17 protein-coding genes and 1 tRNA gene are annotated in these 16751 nt (G+C 62.7%); 7 read left to right on the plus strand and 11 right to left on the minus strand.

All coding sequences use genetic code 11. The features are described from left to right. Positions 1-152: 152 nt before the first annotated feature. From rpsT to AB7F10_RS12700, 3 genes are all read right to left on the minus strand, one after another. Positions 153-419 carry a 30S ribosomal protein S20 gene (gene rpsT, locus AB7F10_RS12690; RefSeq protein ID WP_428561455.1) on the minus strand — a complete coding sequence of 89 codons (267 nt, stop codon included), beginning with the start codon at positions 417-419 and terminating at the stop codon, positions 153-155. A 185-nt stretch (positions 420-604) separates the two neighbouring features. Further along, positions 605-1498, minus strand: coding sequence for a dihydrodipicolinate synthase family protein (locus AB7F10_RS12695; RefSeq protein WP_428561457.1), 894 nt, complete (start codon positions 1496-1498; stop codon positions 605-607). 25 nt (positions 1499-1523) lie between these two features. Then, complete coding sequence (locus tag AB7F10_RS12700) at positions 1524-3815, minus strand: NADP-dependent malic enzyme (RefSeq protein ID WP_428561460.1); 2292 nt, start codon at positions 3813-3815, stop codon at positions 1524-1526. Positions 3816-4008: 193 nt separating this feature from the next. Here AB7F10_RS12700 and AB7F10_RS12705 point away from each other — a divergent pair, with 193 nt between their 5' ends. The 3 genes from AB7F10_RS12705 to AB7F10_RS12715 all read left to right on the plus strand — a co-directional run bounded on the left by AB7F10_RS12705 (position 4009) and on the right by AB7F10_RS12715 (position 6210). Continuing rightward, on the plus strand, positions 4009-4326 hold the full coding sequence (locus tag AB7F10_RS12705; RefSeq protein WP_428561462.1) for a hypothetical protein: 318 nt from the start codon (positions 4009-4011) through the stop codon (positions 4324-4326). A 126-nt stretch (positions 4327-4452) separates the two neighbouring features. After that, complete coding sequence (gene msrA / locus AB7F10_RS12710) at positions 4453-5115, plus strand: peptide-methionine (S)-S-oxide reductase MsrA (RefSeq protein WP_428561464.1); 663 nt, start codon at positions 4453-4455, stop codon at positions 5113-5115. Positions 5116-5292: 177 nt separating this feature from the next. Beyond that, a complete protein-coding gene (locus AB7F10_RS12715) occupies positions 5293-6210 on the plus strand; it encodes a polysaccharide biosynthesis/export family protein (RefSeq protein ID WP_428561467.1) in 918 nt (305 codons plus the stop codon). A gap of 99 nt (positions 6211-6309) precedes the next feature. On the opposite strand, the gene AB7F10_RS12720 is transcribed toward AB7F10_RS12715, so the two are convergent. Both AB7F10_RS12720 and AB7F10_RS12725 read right to left on the minus strand, forming a co-directional pair. Then, a complete protein-coding gene (locus tag AB7F10_RS12720; RefSeq protein WP_428561469.1) occupies positions 6310-6981 on the minus strand; it encodes a dienelactone hydrolase family protein in 672 nt (223 codons plus the stop codon). A 78-nt stretch (positions 6982-7059) separates the two neighbouring features. After that, positions 7060-8088 (minus strand): LLM class flavin-dependent oxidoreductase, encoded by a 1029-nt coding sequence (locus tag AB7F10_RS12725; protein WP_428561472.1) that lies wholly within the window; start codon positions 8086-8088, stop codon positions 7060-7062. Between the two features lie 114 nt (positions 8089-8202). Between AB7F10_RS12725 and AB7F10_RS12730 the strand changes: the two genes are divergently transcribed. Next, positions 8203-9174 carry a S1C family serine protease gene (locus tag AB7F10_RS12730; protein WP_428561474.1) on the plus strand — a complete coding sequence of 324 codons (972 nt, stop codon included), beginning with the start codon at positions 8203-8205 and terminating at the stop codon, positions 9172-9174. Here the strand turns inward: AB7F10_RS12730 and AB7F10_RS12735 are convergent. Continuing rightward, the gene (locus tag AB7F10_RS12735) at positions 9171-9659 is read right to left on the minus strand and encodes a hypothetical protein (protein WP_428561476.1); all 489 of its coding nucleotides are present in this window, start codon (positions 9657-9659) and stop codon (positions 9171-9173) included. The genes AB7F10_RS12730 and AB7F10_RS12735 overlap by 4 nt on opposite strands. Positions 9660-9933: 274 nt before the next feature. Between AB7F10_RS12735 and AB7F10_RS12740 the strand changes: the two genes are divergently transcribed. Continuing rightward, positions 9934-10419 (plus strand): response regulator, encoded by a 486-nt coding sequence (locus AB7F10_RS12740; protein WP_428561478.1) that lies wholly within the window; start codon positions 9934-9936, stop codon positions 10417-10419. Positions 10420-10442: 23 nt separating this feature from the next. Here AB7F10_RS12740 and AB7F10_RS12745 read toward each other — a convergent pair whose 3' ends face one another. Together AB7F10_RS12745 and AB7F10_RS12750 are read right to left on the minus strand one after the other, a co-directional pair. After that, entirely contained in the window at positions 10443-10802 is a 360-nt protein-coding gene (locus AB7F10_RS12745; RefSeq protein ID WP_428561480.1) for a DUF427 domain-containing protein, read from the minus strand. 37 nt (positions 10803-10839) lie between these two features. Continuing rightward, the gene (locus AB7F10_RS12750) at positions 10840-11043 is read right to left on the minus strand and encodes a DUF6494 family protein (RefSeq protein ID WP_428561483.1); all 204 of its coding nucleotides are present in this window, start codon (positions 11041-11043) and stop codon (positions 10840-10842) included. Positions 11044-11223: 180 nt separating this feature from the next. Here AB7F10_RS12750 and AB7F10_RS12755 point away from each other — a divergent pair, with 180 nt between their 5' ends. Both AB7F10_RS12755 and AB7F10_RS12760 read left to right on the plus strand, forming a co-directional pair. Beyond that, positions 11224-11796 (plus strand): bactofilin family protein, encoded by a 573-nt coding sequence (locus AB7F10_RS12755; RefSeq protein WP_428561485.1) that lies wholly within the window; start codon positions 11224-11226, stop codon positions 11794-11796. Positions 11797-11967: 171 nt separating this feature from the next. Beyond that, the gene (locus AB7F10_RS12760) at positions 11968-12267 is read left to right on the plus strand and encodes an HU family DNA-binding protein (RefSeq protein ID WP_428561487.1); all 300 of its coding nucleotides are present in this window, start codon (positions 11968-11970) and stop codon (positions 12265-12267) included. Positions 12268-12345: 78 nt separating this feature from the next. On the opposite strand, the gene AB7F10_RS12765 is transcribed toward AB7F10_RS12760, so the two are convergent. The 3 genes from AB7F10_RS12765 to AB7F10_RS12775 form a co-directional block, all read right to left on the minus strand. Next, entirely contained in the window at positions 12346-12702 is a 357-nt protein-coding gene (locus AB7F10_RS12765; RefSeq protein ID WP_428561490.1) for a YbaN family protein, read from the minus strand. Between the two features lie 44 nt (positions 12703-12746). After that, a tRNA-Arg gene (locus AB7F10_RS12770) sits at positions 12747-12823 on the minus strand. 599 nt (positions 12824-13422) lie between these two features. Beyond that, complete coding sequence (locus tag AB7F10_RS12775; RefSeq protein WP_428561493.1) at positions 13423-16239, minus strand: PriCT-2 domain-containing protein; 2817 nt, start codon at positions 16237-16239, stop codon at positions 13423-13425. Between the last annotated feature and the right edge of the window lie 512 nt (positions 16240-16751).

The following is a 16751-nucleotide window of genomic DNA, read 5'->3' on the forward strand; positions in this document are numbered from 1 at the left end:
AAGACCGATCGCGGCGGTGAGCGCCGGCGCGGTCGATGTGACAGGCTGGATTTTCGTCGGATGACAAAAGGTCCGGCGCGGGCCGGACCTTCGAAGCAGCGGAGCCAAACTTTCAGGAGCCGGCGTCGCTCGAGCCGGACGCTTGCCCCGGATTACTTGCCGAGCTTCGCGATGCGGTGGGCGAGACGCGACACTTTCCGGCTGGCGTTGTTCTTGTGAACGACACCCTGCTGCGCCGAGCGCATGATGACCGGCTCGGCCGCCTTGAAGGCCGCCTCGGCCGCCTTGCGGTCGCCGGAGGCGATTGCTTCCTCCACCTTCTTCAGCGAGCCGCGCATGGTCGACCGGCGCGTCTTGTTGATCGCGGTGCGGCGCGCAATCTTGCGGGTGGCTTTGCGGGCGGAGGTGGTATTGGCCATGAAACTCTCTAGTCCGTCTCGTTTCGGTCTTCGGTCGGGCCGATGCCCGCGGGTACCGATACCCGGAGGACCATCGCTGGTGATAATGAATGACGTCGCCGCACAAAAAGGGGCGACGGGCGAGGCTTATAGTCAGCCCCCGCCGATGCGTCAATAACCGCGAATCAGGCGGGTTTTTAAGCCGGTTAAGCCACCATTTGACGCCGGACGGCGTCATATCCGGCGACGACCGACGCGCGGTCGGCCTCGGCAAAATCCGTCAGCGGCGGGCGGACGCGGGCAAGCGCCGGGTCATTATGGATATATGACAGCAGCGACTTCACGCCGCTGACCAGCGCCTTGCCGTCGAACAGCTTGCGAATGGCGACGGCGGCGTCGTGGGAGGCCTTGTTGCCGGCCCGCCAGGCATCTGCGCACAGATCGGCATTCACGTTGGCGGTGGCGGAGATGCAGCCGGCGAAAATGCCCTCGCGGGCTTCCATCAGGCAGCCCTCCGTCGAGGGGAAGACGTCGAAATCCGCAGCGACCCCGGCCGCCGCGCGGGCATAGACCATGTCGCCGGAGGAATCCTTCAGGCCGGCGATCCGCGTGCCGTATTTGTCGCGCAGCCGCTTCACCAGCTCGATATGCCACGGCAGGCCGGACAGGGCCGGGAAGTGATAGAGATAAAGCGGGACCGGCTGGCTGACCGTCGCCTGGACGATCGTGTCGATATAAGCCACCAGCCCGTCGTCCGGCACACCTTTGTAATAGAACGGCGGCAGCACCAGCGCGCCGGCAAAGCCGAGCGCCGCGGCGTGCTTCGTCAGCGCGACGGCGTCGGCCACCGACGCGGCGCCGGTTCCGACCATCAACCGGTTCAGCGGCAGGCCGGCGGTCTTGTAGGCAGTCATCACGCTCTTGCGCTCGTCGAGCGAGAACGAGGTCGCCTCGCCGGTGGTGCCGAGCACATTGAGCCCATCGCAACCATTGTCGAGCAGGAAGCGGCCGAGCTTGACCGCGCGGCCGGTATCGGGCCCGCCGTCCTCGGCGATCGGCGTCGCCACGGCGGCAATGACGCCCTTCAGAGTGGATGCCATCGAAATCTCCTGCGGATGGGCCGGCCTAGCCGCTGACGTTGAAGGCCGCGAGTGCCGCCATATTGACAATCTGGTTGTCCTTGGCGCCAAGCGGCACGATTTGCACCGGACGGTCAAGGCCGACCAGGATCGGGCCGATCACGGTCGCGCCGCCGAGTTCCTGCAGCATCTTTGTCGAGATCGACGCTGAGTGGAACGCCGGCATCACCAGCACATTGGCGGGGCCGGACAGGCGGCAGAACGGATAGGCGGCGGCGAGATCGGGATTGAGAGCGACATCGGCCGCCATCTCGCCGTCATATTCGAAATCGACCCGCTTGCCGTCGAGGATCTTGACCGCTTCGATGACGCGCGAGGAACGCTCGCCCGGCGGGTGGCCGAAGGTCGAGAAGGCGAGCATCGCAAGCCGCGGCTCGTAGCCGAGCCGTCGCGCGACACCGGCCGCCTCGATGGCGATCTCGGCGAGTTCCTGCGCGTCCGGCATTTCGGTGACGGCGGTGTCGGCAACCAGCACGGTGCGTCCGCGCGCAACGACCAGCGACACGCCGATCACGCGATGGCCGGGCTTGGGGTCGATGACGCGGCGCACGTCTTCGAGGGCGACCGAGAAGTTGCGGGTGGTGCCGGTCACCATCGCGTCGGCATCGCCGAGCGCAACCATGCAGGCCGCGAACGAATTGCGGTCCTGGTTCACCAGCCGCTGGCAATCGCGCAGCAGATAGCCGTGGCGCTGCAGCCGCTCGTACAGGTGGTTGATGTACGACGTGTTGCGGGTCGACAGCCGCGCATTGATGATCTCGATGCCGTCGCCGAGCTCAATGCCGGCCTCGCCGGCGGCGTTCTTCACGCGGTCCTCGCGGCCGACCAGGACGGCGGTGCCGAGCCCCTGGCTCACGAAGCTCGCAGCGGCGCGGATCACCTGTTCCTCCTCGCCCTCGGCGAAGACGACGCGGCGCGGCTGGCGGCGCAGCCGGTTGTAGACGGTGACCAGCGTGCTCGCGATCGGATCGCGCCGCGAACGAAGCTGCTGGCCATAAGCCTCCATGTCGACGATCGGCTTGCGCGCGACGCCGGTGTCCATCGCCGCTTTGGCCACCGCCGGCGGCACGGCGTGAATGAGCCGCGGATCGAACGGCACCGGGATGATGTAGTCGGGACCGAATTTCAGCCGCGTGCCGTAGACGGCGACGACCTCATCGGGGACATCCTCGCGGGCGAGCGCGGCGAGCGCCCGCGCTGCGGCGATCTTCATTTCCATGTTGATCGCGCTGGCGCGCACGTCGAGCGCGCCGCGGAACAGGAACGGGAAGCCGAGCACGTTGTTGATCTGGTTTGGATAGTCCGAGCGCCCGGTCGCCATGATGGCGTCGTCGCGCACCTCGGCGACTTCCTCCGCGGTGATTTCGGGGTCGGGATTGGCCATCGCGAAGATGATCGGCTTCGCCGCCATCGACTTCACCATGTCCTTGGTCACCGCGCCCTTGGCGGAGAGACCGTAGAACACGTCGGCGCCCTTCAGTGCGTCGGCCAGCGTGCGCGCCTTGGTGTCGACCGCATAGGCCGACTTCCACTGGTTCATGCCATCGGTGCGGCCCTTGTAGATGACGCCCTTGGTGTCGCAGAGGATCAGGTTCTCCGGGCGGAAGCCGATCGAGCGCAGCAGCTCAAGGCAGGCGATGCCTGCGGCGCCGGCGCCGTTGCAGACGATCTTGGTGTTTTCCATCTTGCGCCCGGTCAGGTCGAGCGCATTGAGGAGGCCGGCGGTCGCGATGATCGCGGTGCCATGCTGGTCGTCGTGGAACACCGGGATGTCGAGCAACTCACGCAGCTTCTGCTCGATGATGAAGCACTCCGGCGCCTTGATGTCCTCGAGGTTGATGCCGCCCCAGCCCTTGCCGAGATACTTCACGCAGTTGATGAATTCGTCCGGGTCCTCGGTCGACACTTCGAGGTCGATCGAGTCGATGTCGGCAAAGCGCTTGAACAGGACCGCCTTGCCTTCCATCACCGGCTTCGCGGCGAGCGCGCCGCGGTTGCCGAGGCCGAGAATGGCGGTGCCGTTGGTGATGACGGCGACGAAATTGCCCTTGGTCGTGTAGTCGTAGGCGCGGCCTTCGTCTTCGGCGATGGCGAGCACCGGCACGGCGACGCCCGGCGAATAGGCGAGCGACAGGTCGCGCTGTGTCGCCATCGGCTTGGTGGCGACGACTTCGAGCTTGCCGGGACGGCCGCCGCTGTGGAACTGCAGGGCTTCCTGATCGGTAAAGGTCGGACGGGTGCCTTTTTTGGCGGACTTTTTGGGGGTGTCGGCGGACATTTTTACGCAGAACTCCTGACTGGCCGGGAACCCCCGGGGGCAATATCGGACCCTAGCGGATCGACCGCCGCCCGCTCAAGCGATTGCACGGCAAGGGAGTTTTGTGCCCGAGTTGAACGGGAGGCCAACACGGGTTAATCGGTGCACAAATGAATTGGCGCCCGGCGCCGATACCAACCCGAAAAACGACGCCATGATCCGGTTTTTCCTGCGGATGCTCGGCCTTTTCAGCCTCGCGGCGGCCTTCATCCTCGTCATCTATGACGGCACGAAATCGATTGCGTCGAACGCTGTCGTCCTGACCAGCGTTCGCGCGCTATGGGACACCCTGAGCGCGGGGAGCCTCGCAAGCTTGCGGCCTCTGATCGAGCAGAACACCGTGCCCTATCTGTGGGATCCGGTCGTCACGACGTTCCTGTCGTGGCCGAGCTGGGCCGTGCTCGCGGTGCTCGGCATCGTGCTGATCGTGCTTGGCCGCAAGAGGAAGCCGCTGATCGGCTACGCGCGCTGACCCGCGGGCCGCTCGCGGCCTCGTGATCGCCTGAAATCGCCCGTTGCCCGCGATGTGATCGCACCGCCCGATGCGAAAAGGGCGGGCACCGCTTATATTTGCCGCAGCGATTGCAGGAGAACAGCGATGTTCATGTTCAAGAAGTCGGTTGCGATGCCGAAGGCGTCCGAGGCGCTGCCGGGCCGTGCCCACGCGATCCGCACCGCCGAGACTCATTTCATCAACGGCCATCCGCTGAAAGGCCCGTACCCGGATGGCAGCGAGACCGCGATGTTCGGCCTCGGGTGCTTCTGGGGCGCCGAGCGCAAGTTCTGGGAACTCGGCGACAGCGTCTATATCACCGCGGTCGGTTACGCCGGCGGCTACACGCCCAATCCGATTTACGAGGAAGTCTGCTCCGGCCGGACCGGGCACAACGAAGTCGTGCTGGTCGTGTTCGATCCGAAGAAGATCTCTTACGAGCAACTGCTGAAAACGTTCTGGGAGAACCACGATCCGACGCAGGGCATGCGCCAGGGCAACGACGTGGGCACGCAGTATCGCTCCGGCATCTACACGTTCACGGCCGAGCAGAAGAAAGCGGCCGAGACATCGAAGGCGATGTTCGAGGCTGAACTGAAGAAGAGGGGCTACGGCGCGGTGACGACCGAAATCGTCGACGCACCAGAATTCTATTTTGCCGAGGACTATCATCAGCAGTATCTCGCCAAGAACCCGTTTGGCTATTGCGGGCTCGGCGGCACGGGCGTCTCGTGTCCGATCGGAACCAAGGTCGCGGTGCCCGGCTGAGGCGGCGGTCCGCCCGGTCCGTATTTCGGTTGTGAAAGGCGGGCGCCCGGCCAGGCGCCCGTTTTTCTTATGAAAATCCCGCGCCGGCGGCGGCTGGTGAGGTTTTGTTAACCATAAATCGCGTTAAGTCGCAGTCTGTCGTCTCGCGCGCGGAAGCGGGTTCACGCGATGCCTGTGATGAGGCTTGTTCTGCTGATGGTTGCGGCGTTGGCCGTCACCGGCTGTATGCGCCGGTCAGGGCCGAGCTATGTCGCGATCGATCCGGCGACCGGCCAGCAGATCGGTGCGGTGCAGGCGACGCCGCAGGCTGCCGCGGCGAATGTCTACGCGCCGCAGGCGTATGCACAGGCGCCAGCGCAGCAGGCTTATGCGCAGGCTGCGCCACCGCAGCAGCGCACAGCGCGTTCTTCGTCGGGCCGGGGTCTGTTCGGACGGCAGGGCGCCCCGGGTTACGCTGCGCGGCCACAGCCGATGCAGTCGCCTGCCGTCATCCAATACACACCGCCGCCGCAGCCGGTTTACCCCGCGCCGCAGGCCGTCTATCCGCAACCGTCCTATCCGCAAGGCTACGCCGTCGCGCCGGGCGGCGCGGGTGCCTACGGCGCTTATGCCTCGGCGCCGGCCTATCAGGCGCAGCCGGCTTACACGCTCGACGCGGGCGACCGCCTGCGCATCGTGGTGTTCGGGCAGGACGGCATCACCAACAGCTACATCGTCGATGCCGCCGGTAATGTGAGCCTGCCGCTGATCGGCACCGTGCCGGCGCGCGGCGCGACCACGCAGCAGCTTTCGAAAGTGATCGCAGACAAGCTGCGCCACGGCTATGTGCGCGAGCCTCACGTCAGCGTCGAGGTCGAAGCCTACCGGCCGTTCTTCATTCTCGGCGAGGTCACCAATCCCGGCCAGTACGCCTATGTGCCGAACATGACGGCGGAGACCGCGATTGCGATTGCCGGCGGCTTCGCGCCGCGTGCGAGCAAGAAGCAGGTCGAGTTGACGCGCAATGTCAGCGGCCAGCAGTTCCACGGCAAGGTGCCGCTCAACATGCCGCTGCGCCCCGGCGACACCATCAAGGTGCCGGAGCGCTGGTTCTGAACCAGCTCCGCTCATTCCCGCGAAAGCGGGAATCCAGCTTTCATTTTACCTTGTGCTGGGTCCCCGCTTTCGCGGGGACGAACGGTTGAGGTAATTGCCTCACTTCAAGTTCTTCTTCAGAAATTCCGTGGTGCGGCCCCAGGCGATGTCGGCGCTCGGCTTGTGGAACGCGCCGCGCTCGTCGCAATGGAAGCCGTGACCGGCGTCGTCATAGATATAGACTTCCGCCTCCGGCCGCTTCTGCTTGATGGTCTCGACGTCGGTGAGCGGGATGCCCTGGTCCTGCGCGCCGAAATGCATCTGCACCGGGCATTTCGGCTTCTCGTCGGCGAATTTCACGATGGCGCCGCCGTAGTAGCAGACCGCGGCCTTCAGGCCGTTCAAGCGGGTGGCGGCGAGGAACGACACGCTGCCGCCCATGCAGAAACCGATGATCCCAATCGGGCCCGCGCCCTTGATCTCGTCGATCGCCGCCTGGGTGTCGCGCAGCATCGCGTCCCAGTCCGGGTTGGCGATGAACTTGCGGGCGTTGGCGATTTCGTCGGGCGTGTAGCCGGACTGGAAGTCTTTCTGCTGGCGGTCGAACAGCGCCGGCGCCACCGCGACATAGCCTTCCTTGGCGAGCCGGTCGGTGACGTTGCGGATATGGCTGTTGACGCCGAAAATTTCCTGAATGACGACGAGGCCGCCCTTGGGCGTGCCGGCGGGATCGGCGCGGTAGCCGCCGAACTTGAAACGGTCCGCGGCGGTCAGATTGACGTGCTTGCCCACGAGAGCCTCCCTGAATGTTTCTTGTGACGATGGTGGCGGGAGGTTAGCCGCGCCCGCCCGCGCGCTGCAACCCCGGGCCTAAGCGTAGAGTTGCGCCAGCAACTCATAGGAGCGCCGCCGCGCCGCATGGCTGTAGACCATGGTGGTGACCATGAGTTCCTGAGCTTGCGTCTCCGCCAAAAGTGCGTCGAGCCGCGCTTTGACTTTGTCCGGGCCGCCGACCGTCAGCCGCGTGCGGTATTGCGCGAGGCGGGCGCGGTCCTCGGGCGTGTAGGCGTAGGCGGCGGCCTCCTCCGGCGAGGCGAGCGGCAGATATTCGCCCTTGCCGCGGCGGACGAAATGCAGGTCGGCGGCGCTGGCGAGAATTTCAGCTTCCTCGTCGGTGTCGGCGCAGACCACCGCGGTGCCGAGGATCGCATAGGGTTCCGCGAAGCGCGACGACGGCTGAAAGTTGTCGCGATAGAGCCGCATCGCTTCGCCGGCGTCGAAAGTGGCGAAGTGATGCGCGAAGGAAAACGGTGCGCCGATACGGCCCGCAAGTTGCGCGCTGTAATCGGACGAGCCGAGCAGGAAGATCGGCGGCAGCGGCACGTCGGCCGGCATCGCGCGGACTTTGTGAAACGGGTGACCCGGCGGGAAGCCGCGGGTCTCCAGCAGCATCAGCTCGTTGAAGCGGTCGATGAAGTCGTCCTCCTCGCTGATGCCCTGCCGGCGGCGCAGCAGGTAGGAGGTGGCGGGATCGGTGCCCGGCGCGCGGCCGAGACCGAGATCGATGCGGCCGGGATAAAGTGCCTCCAGCACCTTGAAGCGTTCCGCCACCATCAGCGGCGCATGGTTTGGCAGCATGACGCCGCCGGAGCCGACGCGGATCGCGCTCGTCACCGCGGCGATCTGTCCGATCATGATGTCCGGCGCGGAACTCGCGATCGCCGGCATGTTGTGGTGTTCGGCGACCCAGTAACGGACATAGCCGAGGCTGTCGGCAAGCCGTGCAAGGTCGAGCGTGTTGCGCAGCGCCTGCGGGCCGCTGGCGCCCGCCGATACCGGCGAGAGGTCGAGGATGGACAGTGCCGTCTTGGGCAGCGTTGTCTTGGACTTGGTCGTCATGGCGCCTATCTATCGGCGGGAGTGCGCTGCGGCGCAAGTTCTGCACAGATCGGCGGTTTGCAAAATGGCCGCGCTGCCTGTGATAATGAGCGGACCGGTTGCGGAGCGCCACGCATGGCTGAGTTGTCGGAATGGAAAGTGCCGTCTGACGTCCAACCGCGCGCGGGGGACTACGGCTACGACCTCGAGCGGGCGCTGACCGCGATGGTCGCGCTGCACGCGCATATTCCCTCGGACGGCTTTACCGCGGAGACGCTCGGCACCGAGCGCGCCGGCAATGGCGTGCTGATCGACGACGGCCTGATACTGACCATCGGCTATCTCATCACCGAAGCCGAGACGATCTGGGTGCATCTGCATGACGGCCGCGTGGTTCCGGGTCATGCGCTGGCGATCGATCAGGAAACCGGTTTCGGTCTGGTGCAGGCGCTGGCGCGCGTCGACGTGCCGCCGCTGCCGATCGGTTCATCGGCGGCGGCCGATGTCGGCGATCGCGTGGTGGTGGCCGGCGCGGGCGGACGCTCCCGCTCGGTCGCGGCCCGCATCGCGGCACGGCAGGAATTTTCCGGCTACTGGGAATATTCGCTCGACGACGCGATCTTCACGTTCCCGTCGCATCCGAATTGGGGTGGCACCGGCGTGATCTCGTCGGCCGGCGAGCTGATTGGCCTCGGCTCGCTGCAGCTCGAGCGCGAACGTTCCGGCAAGAACGAGCATCTCAACATGATCGTGCCGATCGATCTGCTGAAACCGATCCGCGACGATCTGGTGAAGTTCGGCCGCGTCGACAAGCCGGTGCGGCCGTGGCTCGGCATCTACTCGACGGAAATCGAGGATCGCGTCGTCGTGGTCGGGCTGGCCGGCAAGGGGCCGGCGGCGCGCGCCGAGATCAAGACCGGCGACGTCGTCGTCGCGGTCGGCGGCAAAAAGGTGTCGACGCTGACGGCGCTCTATCACGCGATCTGGTCGCTCGGCTCGGCCGGTGTTGAAGTGCCGCTGACGCTCTATCGCGACGGCGTCACTTTCGACGTGCGGGTGAATTCATCCGACCGCGTCAAATTCCTCAAGGCACCGCGGCTGCACTAGCTTTTGAACTTGCGGGCGCCCAGCGCGGTGCGCGGCGCGCCCGCGCGCAGTTTCTTCGCGCTGGCATGCACGAAGCCGGCGAGCGCCAGCCAGGCGATGAGCGCGCCGACGCCGAACATGGCGCGGCCGGCCATTTCACTCAGCGGGCCGAACAGCATCGCGCCGGAACCGGAGAAAGCGCGCTCGCCAGATCCCAAGGCGATCCAGGTGGCGATGATGGCGAGCGGGGCGAAAGCGACGATCCCGCACAATGCAGATAGGGCAACGATGGCACGCGGCGTCTCCGCCGGCAGTTCGGCCTGGCGATCGGTCGCCCCGGCAAGGCCGCGGATCGCGACCGAGCCGCCGCCGCCGAGAAAGGCCAGTCCCGCGCAGACAACAATGAAGCCCGGCGCATGCACCGGGCCGGGCGGCGCGACGACTCCGATCCCGGCCAGCACGAGATAAAGTCCGCCGGCGCCGACAATCAGGCCGACGGCGATCAATCCGCGATCCGCATCTCCATGCGGCCTCGATGCGCCCGTATCCGCCATCGACACACTCCATCCCCCTGCGCGGCGCTGATCGCGCTGTGCCTGGAAATTATGAGCGGGACGGGTTGCGATTGCGTTGCCGCCGAGCGTTAGCGAAGCGTTAGCCTTAAAGATCGGTCAGTCCCTGCCTTCGTGTTTTCGAGAAAATTGCGTTAGGCGGATTTGCGATATGGCAGCAGGCGCCGGGGTAGCTTTGCCGGTAACGCAGCAATGTGACCTGAGCCCGATGTCCAACAATTTCGTGCAAAACATGATCCAGGGTCTCAGCATCCTGGTGGTCGACGACAACGCCTATATGCGGCGCGTCACCCGCATGATGCTGATGAATCTCGGCGCCAAGTCGGTTTATGAAGCCGGCGACGGGCTCGCGGCGCTGGAGATCATCCGCATCTTCGATCCCGACATCATGGTGATCGAATGGGACATGCCGGTGCTGAACGGGCCGGAGGTGATGCGTATCGTGCGCTCGCCGGAGGTGTTCCCGCGTCCGGAATTGCCGGTCATCATGCTCACTGACCGCGCGCGGCGCTCCGACGTCGTCGAGGCGATGCGGCTCGGCGCCCACGAATTCCTGATCAAGCCGACGTCGCCGAAGGCGTTGCAGGACCGGCTGCTGTCAATCTTCTGCAATCCGCGGCCGATGGTTCAGATCGGCGACTATTACGTGCCCGAGCCGCGGATCCGCCGGCAGGCTGCGCCGTCGCCGGCCTGAGCGGCGAAGCACTCGTCGCACGCTCAAAAAATTTCGATCTTGTCGACGCGGTTCGGATAGAACGCGAGATAGCCGGCGATGTCGCGCACCGCCGGATAGGGCTCCTCGTAAGTCCAGATCGCGTTCTCCGCCGTCTTGCCGTCCGCGACGATGCTGAAATAACGGGCCTCACCCTTGTAGGGACAATGCGTCGTGTGCGCGGTGCGCTCGAGCAGCGCCATGTCGGCATCTTCGCGCGGAATGTATTGCACCGGCGGGTAGTTCGCCTCCTGCAGCGTCAGCGCGCGGGAAGTGTCGGCGACGACCTTGCCGTTGAGCGTGACGCGCACGCGGCCGGCCGTCGGTGAAATGCTGATCGGGTGATCGGGACCGGGAATTTTCATGCGTGCAGCATGCACGATGAGCCGGACGACACAACGATTAAAGTTCGATCCGGCTATGGATCGTCACATTGAGGCCGACCTTGTCGCTCGACAGCGTGATGGCGGCGGAGAGCGGGTCGCGGCCCCGCAGCTTGCCTTCCGACAGCGCGCGCTGGAGAGCCTTTTCGATTTCGCGCTGGGCGGTCACGTTGATGTTCTTCAGGAACCGGGCCACGGCCATTCTGACGTCGGTGTCGTTCATGCGCGCCTCTTTTCGCCACAGTTAACAGCGCCGGCAGCGGCCGTCATCCGGCGTCTGCAATCGCAGTTAATCATGACAAATTGTGGCGGCGCCCGTTAGCTCTGTTTGCGGGTTTGGCTGGATTGCCGCGGCGAGCGGCCTATGATTGACGGGCACAACGTGCGGGGACAGGAGGATCGCGTGAGCTACTTTACGGCTTCGAAGAACGACAAGGACGTCAAGCTGCCCGCCGAACCGGCGCGGTTGCAGCCGGCGCCGGCTGCGCGCCCGGCCGTCGCGGCAGCGCAGACCAACGTCTCGACGCTCGCCAGCGGCATGCATGTCATCGGCAACATCGTCTGCGCCGGCCCGCTGCAAATTCACGGCCGCGTCAACGGCGACATCCACGCCGCGCAGCTGACGATCTGCGAAGGCGCGCGTGTCGAAGGCAAGATCGTCGCGCCGGAAACGGTGATCCAGGGCTCGTTCAACGGCAGCATCCACGGCAACGCGGTCAAGCTGCAGCGGACCGCGGTGGTCGAAGGCGAGATTTACAACAAGTCGCTGGCGATCGAGCAGGACGCGGTTTTCGAAGGCATCGCGCGCCGGCTCGACCAGCCGGTCGCCGCGCCGACCGGCGATGAGGCTGCCGGCGTCACGGGGAGGGGTTACATGGCCGCCGTCAACGGTGCCGCCAATGGCGCCGGTGTTGCGGCGCCGCCGCTCGAGCTCCGGGCCGAACAGCAGGCGCCGGGCGTTTCGCCGGCACTCTGACCCGGCTGCCGGCTTTTGAATTGTGGCGCGCGCCTTGAAAAAGGCGCGCGTTTCGTTGTCGCAAACTTGACGTGGGAAACGTCCCCCGAAAGCGATTTAACCGCTGCCATTGGCCTGCGAATCTCATAGTGCTCAGGGCAGCGCATGGGGCGCTTTTGGAGTACGCGACCGATGGCAAGCAAGCCAGCGAAGAGCCGGCCCGTTACGATCCGGGACCTTGGCAACCAATTGGCCGAGGATCATGAGCTCAGCAAGAAGCAGGGGCAGGAGATGCTCCACGATTTGGTGAGCCTGATCACCAAGCACCTGAAGAAGGGCGAGCGGGTCAAGATCGTCGGCCTCGGCATCCTTCAGGTTCGCAAGCGCGCCGCCCGCATGGGCCGCAATCCTGCGACCGGCGAAGCGATCAAGATCAAGGCCAGCAAGAAAGTTGCGTTCCGCGCGGCCAAGGATCTCAAGGAAGCGATCTGAGACGACACGTCTCGCGAGCAAAACCCGCCGGCAGCCGCCGGCGGGTTTTTGCTTGGCGGTGCGCCCGCACGTCGGCGGTCATAGCGACGGCCTGCTGAACACATAAACGAGTCCGGTCAGCATCAGCGCGGCGACGCCCGCCGTCACCGCCGGACCGGGTCCGGTTCCGATCCAGAACACGGCAAAGCCAAGACTGGTGCCGATGAGCGCCATCCGTTTCGCGGAGCGGGGGATTGCGCCGTGTTCGCGCCAGGCACGCAGCGCCGGCCCGAATCTCGGATGGTCCAGCAGCCAACGTTCCAGCCGTGGCGACGAACGCGCGAAGCAGGCGGCGGCGAGGATGAGAAACGGCGTCGTCGGCAGCACCGGCAGGAAGGCGCCGACGAAACCGGTCGCGACGCAGGCAAGACCGAGTGCAAGATACAGGCGGCGCATCGGGCGATCACCGTTCAGCACGCATGCCGCCGGCAGCCGAGGAATGGCGCGCCCGAAGGGATTCGAACCCCTGACCTCTGCCTTCGGAGGGCAGCGCTCTATCCAGCTGAGCTACGGGCGCTTCTGTCTCTTGAACAGAAACCCCTTCCGTTTGAGTGGCTTACCACATCACGCCGATTGAGCGAACAGAATTTCTCTTGCGTGATCGAGTCTGAATCGTCCGCTCGTTGTGACACCAGTGTGACAGGTCGATTGTCCCCGCACCTGAGATTTCAAATGAACGTGCGAGACGTTGAGGGGGCTGGGTGGGGGGTAGCAGGGGGGCGGGGGGTGTCACTCGCCAAAAGGGGACCCATGGCAAAAAGTTTCCGCACAAAATTCCGATGGATTCTCGTTAGCAGCTGAAAACTCCTGAGCGCTGTCTCTGCCGGCAAGTTCACGCAACAGGGGTGGCTCAAGGGTGGTCCGAAGGGTCCCCGAACCCTCCCCCGAAGTATCCGGCGATCGTTCAGGCCTCCTGAGTTTCAGGATATTTTCCAGAAGTCCTTGTTTCTCAGAATCTTAGATTCAATGAAGGTGCGCCCGATAGGCCGGAAAACTCAGTGGAAAGGCCTGCATGCGAATACATCCGCCGCTGAATGGTGTTTTCGACAGCTAAAGTGAACAAGATTCCATAATAGCTCTTATGAGCCTCTGTTCAGTTTTCCTGATCTTGTCGCATCAGAATGGAAGATCGAGACTATCCAGCTTCTGCTTGTCGAACATCACTTCGTGCGGGCGATGGATTGTGATGGCTTTTCGGCCTAATTCAATTTCTACCCCGTTAGCCTTGAAGATTGCGCGAAGGTCATCTCGCTCCAGCAAGGCGTTTAATTGCTGTAGATGATTGAACCCGAGCTTTTCACAGATGCTCCATTTCGTTATCGGCTGCTTCGGCTCACATCCCGCCAATAATTCATAAAGCTCTTTCGCTCGACCCTTTAGCCTGATCTCCGGAAGCCACTTCTCTATAGCTGTGCCGGGAAAGATTTGCGAAAGCAACTCATCGGAAACGCCGGCTTGTATGTGGCTGGAGCCAATCACATAGAGGTGGCAGCCGGGCGGACAGTCGTCGCCAACAGACAGGCGTATCCTGCCTCGGCAGGCTGCCTGAAAGATGTTGTGAGCCATTTCGCTGATCCGGGTATCGCGAACATCGTTCTCGCTCAGGTCGTCAATGGCTTCGAGTGCCTTCGCGCCTCGCGCCAAGGCTTCGCACTGACTGGTCGCGTATCGATGCGCTCCAATCAGGATGACGTGCCGGCAATGACGATAGTCGTTCGTGGCTAGATGACGTCCCCAATTGCAGAAATAGACGTTTTCACGCCCCAGTCTCGCTTGAATGTCCGGCTCCCAGTCTGGTTCCGCTTTTGATTTTCGGTTGGGATAGATGACCAAAACAGCCTGTTCGGCTGAAATTGCATTGACCATCTTGACGATGCCGCTGACCAGTTCGTCTCCGTCTTCTCGTCTTGCCTGATATCCAGTCGCATGATCCCAATGATGGATAGTCAGGTTCCTGTAAGATTTTTGTGAACCTGGCAGTGCAACTAAGCCGCCTCGTGACCGACTCCAAAATTCATATAGCGTGCGAAACTGCCCCGACGCATCGAGCACCAGCATCGGGCCAATATCGTCTGGCAGTAGTGCTTCATAATGTGTAGCGGCATTGCCGATATCCTTTCGAACGCGAACCTTATGACCGGACAGCTTAAATAGCGTGTCGCAGTAGTTTTTGTCTGATGCGCCGTCGTACCATGACTGTGCAGCCCCAAGAGATATTTCGCTGTCGGCGATCCCCGGAATGTCAATGATCGATCGATCCGTGGCGTGTCGCAGCGATTCGGCAGTTTGCTCCAATAAGCCAGCAAATTTCGAACCACCTTCTTGTGCCGCTCTGGGGATGAGACCGGCAATCTGATACTGGTTGATGGTTGTCGGCAGTGCTGGCGAAATCGCCTCATCCCAGATACGGACCTCTCGCGGTCTGCCGTTCCAATGAAAGTCAGAAATTTCTGCAAATGACCTGTGGTACCTTAATCGGGACTGCAACATTTGTTGTGTCGTGAACAGAACACGCGCTTTTGTCTTCTCTGGGTTGCCGAGATTTCTTTCCTCATAGTTCTCTGAAACGATCACGGCGAAGTCATCGTTCGAGAGGCTCATGGCATCGACAAGTTTTCTAATTTCCTCCACGCGGGCAAGAAACACGATGATGCCGGTTTCGGCATACTCCTTAAGTTCAATGACATTGCGAATGGCGTGAATGGCGGTTGTTGTTTTGCCGATCCCGGGTGGAAGGCAAGACAGGTGGATGTTGTTGGCAAGCGAGGGATGACCTTCGGCCATACCTTGGATTGCAATCGCGATGTGTTGTAGCGCCTCATAGTGACGGTCCGAAGGTTTATGCTCCTTTGTTTCAAAGTCCTTCCGAACCGCGATCATGGTCTTCGCTACGAGATCGCCCTTCCGTCGTGGAACATCGAGAACAGCTTGGGGAATATCGGCCAGCGGCCGGATGATGACGGGATCGCGCCAACCAAACTTCCTTGCCAGGTGGAACAGCGTGGCGATGGTCGTTGGTTCGGGATGGCTGTCTCGAAAACTATCCCAGGCTCTTTTCTGCTCCTTTGGATCGTAGTTTTTTGCCTTCGTGTTCTGTGACCATTCATCCCAGATGACGTAGCCGTCTTCACTGCCTGACGTGGCATGGTGAAGCCCCATCCCAACCTTCAGCCAGATATCGCGACCCTCTGCCGATATGTATCCAACTGCATCGCGAATACGCTCGATGTCGGGAGTATCAGCATCCCCGGCTTCATCGTCTTGCGGTTCGGGAGCCAGTGAAGGGGCTTCGACAGGTGCGGTAGCCGGAATCTCGATAACCTGTCCGGTGTCCTCATCGGTTTTGTATGCTGGATAAGCCGGATGCTCTGGCCACAACGCGAAATGCTTGAGGATCTCTGCGCGGGTGTATCTAACGCCGCTCATATCGCGGATTATGACTGGATGCGGCTCCTCTTTGATGTGGTTGAAGCCCGGCAGTCGCATGACGTGTGAAATGTCGGTGGCTTGTTTGTCTGCACCAAAGTGCTCCACCAGAGCCGTCATCACCGCATTGAACTCGCGGCGGCCCTTATCATCAGCAGGCCAGTCGCAATCGACAAACCAGTAGTGGTGGCAGCGTCCAGGAGACGTTGCGACGGTTACGGATGGCGCAAGAGGAAACTTGATGTCGGGATCGCGATCGTTGTCGTGCCAGACTGCCCTGATCCGTGTAATATTTTCCGCTTTTCGGCCTTGGCCATCCGTCTCGTTGATGCAGACGGAGATGCCGTGACCGTCGCCATTTAGCTTTCTGAGCGCTTCTTCAATGTCCTGAAATTGCCTGTGTTGCAGAAATGGCCGGCCCGTTGCTCCTGATGTCTCAGGGAAAGTCTGAAAACAAAAAACATCTGCTGTGGGGTCGAGATGTTTGAGGAATTCATACGCGCTCATGACGTGACTCCTTTGAAAAAATAAAAAGGCCGGCCTCCTTTTGGGAAGCCGACCTGAACTGCTCGGATGAACAGTTCTAACGGGAAATGGGGATCACAGTTCTGCTATGGCTGTCCGCTCGACAGCTGCATTCAATTGCACAAGACGCAATGCGGGTGAGTTTAGATTCAGGGCGGGTTCCGTTTCCGCCGTCCATCGCCTGGGGTCCGATCCTGACCCTCGCGAGGCCGCCACAAGCGTTTCAGTCAGTGACACAAGGCGCTGTGGCACCGGGCCCAATATGGAAGGGCCATGAGTCCTTCTCTCCCACTGAGAGGCGGAGCCTACGAGGCTCCAGAACTTGAGCGAATTATAAGGCGCGCGCTTAGGGAATCAAGTTTAAGGTTTGTTCTGCGTGACAGATTCTGCGTTTCTTTCTTAACGCCTGACCCGACCTTAACGAATACGTGCTGTGATTGCCTTGTATATCGCGGGCTACGAGCGAAAAGCTGCGCGGGCATCAGCCACAGGAA

This window comes from Pseudolabrys sp. (assembly GCF_050250095.1).
In the GTDB taxonomy this organism is placed as follows: Bacteria; Pseudomonadota; Alphaproteobacteria; order Rhizobiales; family Xanthobacteraceae; genus Pseudolabrys.

What these genes read in the sequence shown, in the direction of transcription:
- AB7F10_RS12725 (WP_428561472.1), bottom strand. Translation starts at nt 8,088, where the DNA reads ATGACGACCAAGTCCAAGACAACGCTGCCCAAGACGGCACTGTCCATC.
- AB7F10_RS12745 (WP_428561480.1), bottom strand. Translation starts at nt 10,802, where the DNA reads ATGAAAATTCCCGGTCCCGATCACCCGATCAGCATTTCACCGACGGCC.
- AB7F10_RS12695 (WP_428561457.1), bottom strand. Translation starts at nt 1,498, where the DNA reads ATGGCATCCACTCTGAAGGGCGTCATTGCCGCCGTGGCGACGCCGATC.
- AB7F10_RS12760 (WP_428561487.1), top strand. Translation starts at nt 11,968, where the DNA reads ATGGCAAGCAAGCCAGCGAAGAGCCGGCCCGTTACGATCCGGGACCTT.
- AB7F10_RS12765 (WP_428561490.1), bottom strand. Translation starts at nt 12,702, where the DNA reads ATGCGCCGCCTGTATCTTGCACTCGGTCTTGCCTGCGTCGCGACCGGT.
- msrA (WP_428561464.1), top strand. Translation starts at nt 4,453, where the DNA reads ATGTTCATGTTCAAGAAGTCGGTTGCGATGCCGAAGGCGTCCGAGGCG.
- AB7F10_RS12715 (WP_428561467.1), top strand. Translation starts at nt 5,293, where the DNA reads ATGAGGCTTGTTCTGCTGATGGTTGCGGCGTTGGCCGTCACCGGCTGT.
- AB7F10_RS12775 (WP_428561493.1), bottom strand. Translation starts at nt 16,239, where the DNA reads ATGAGCGCGTATGAATTCCTCAAACATCTCGACCCCACAGCAGATGTT.
- AB7F10_RS12730 (WP_428561474.1), top strand. Translation starts at nt 8,203, where the DNA reads ATGGCTGAGTTGTCGGAATGGAAAGTGCCGTCTGACGTCCAACCGCGC.
- AB7F10_RS12700 (WP_428561460.1), bottom strand. Translation starts at nt 3,815, where the DNA reads ATGTCCGCCGACACCCCCAAAAAGTCCGCCAAAAAAGGCACCCGTCCG.
- AB7F10_RS12750 (WP_428561483.1), bottom strand. Translation starts at nt 11,043, where the DNA reads ATGAACGACACCGACGTCAGAATGGCCGTGGCCCGGTTCCTGAAGAAC.
- AB7F10_RS12740 (WP_428561478.1), top strand. Translation starts at nt 9,934, where the DNA reads ATGTCCAACAATTTCGTGCAAAACATGATCCAGGGTCTCAGCATCCTG.
- rpsT (WP_428561455.1), bottom strand. Translation starts at nt 419, where the DNA reads ATGGCCAATACCACCTCCGCCCGCAAAGCCACCCGCAAGATTGCGCGC.
- AB7F10_RS12705 (WP_428561462.1), top strand. Translation starts at nt 4,009, where the DNA reads ATGATCCGGTTTTTCCTGCGGATGCTCGGCCTTTTCAGCCTCGCGGCG.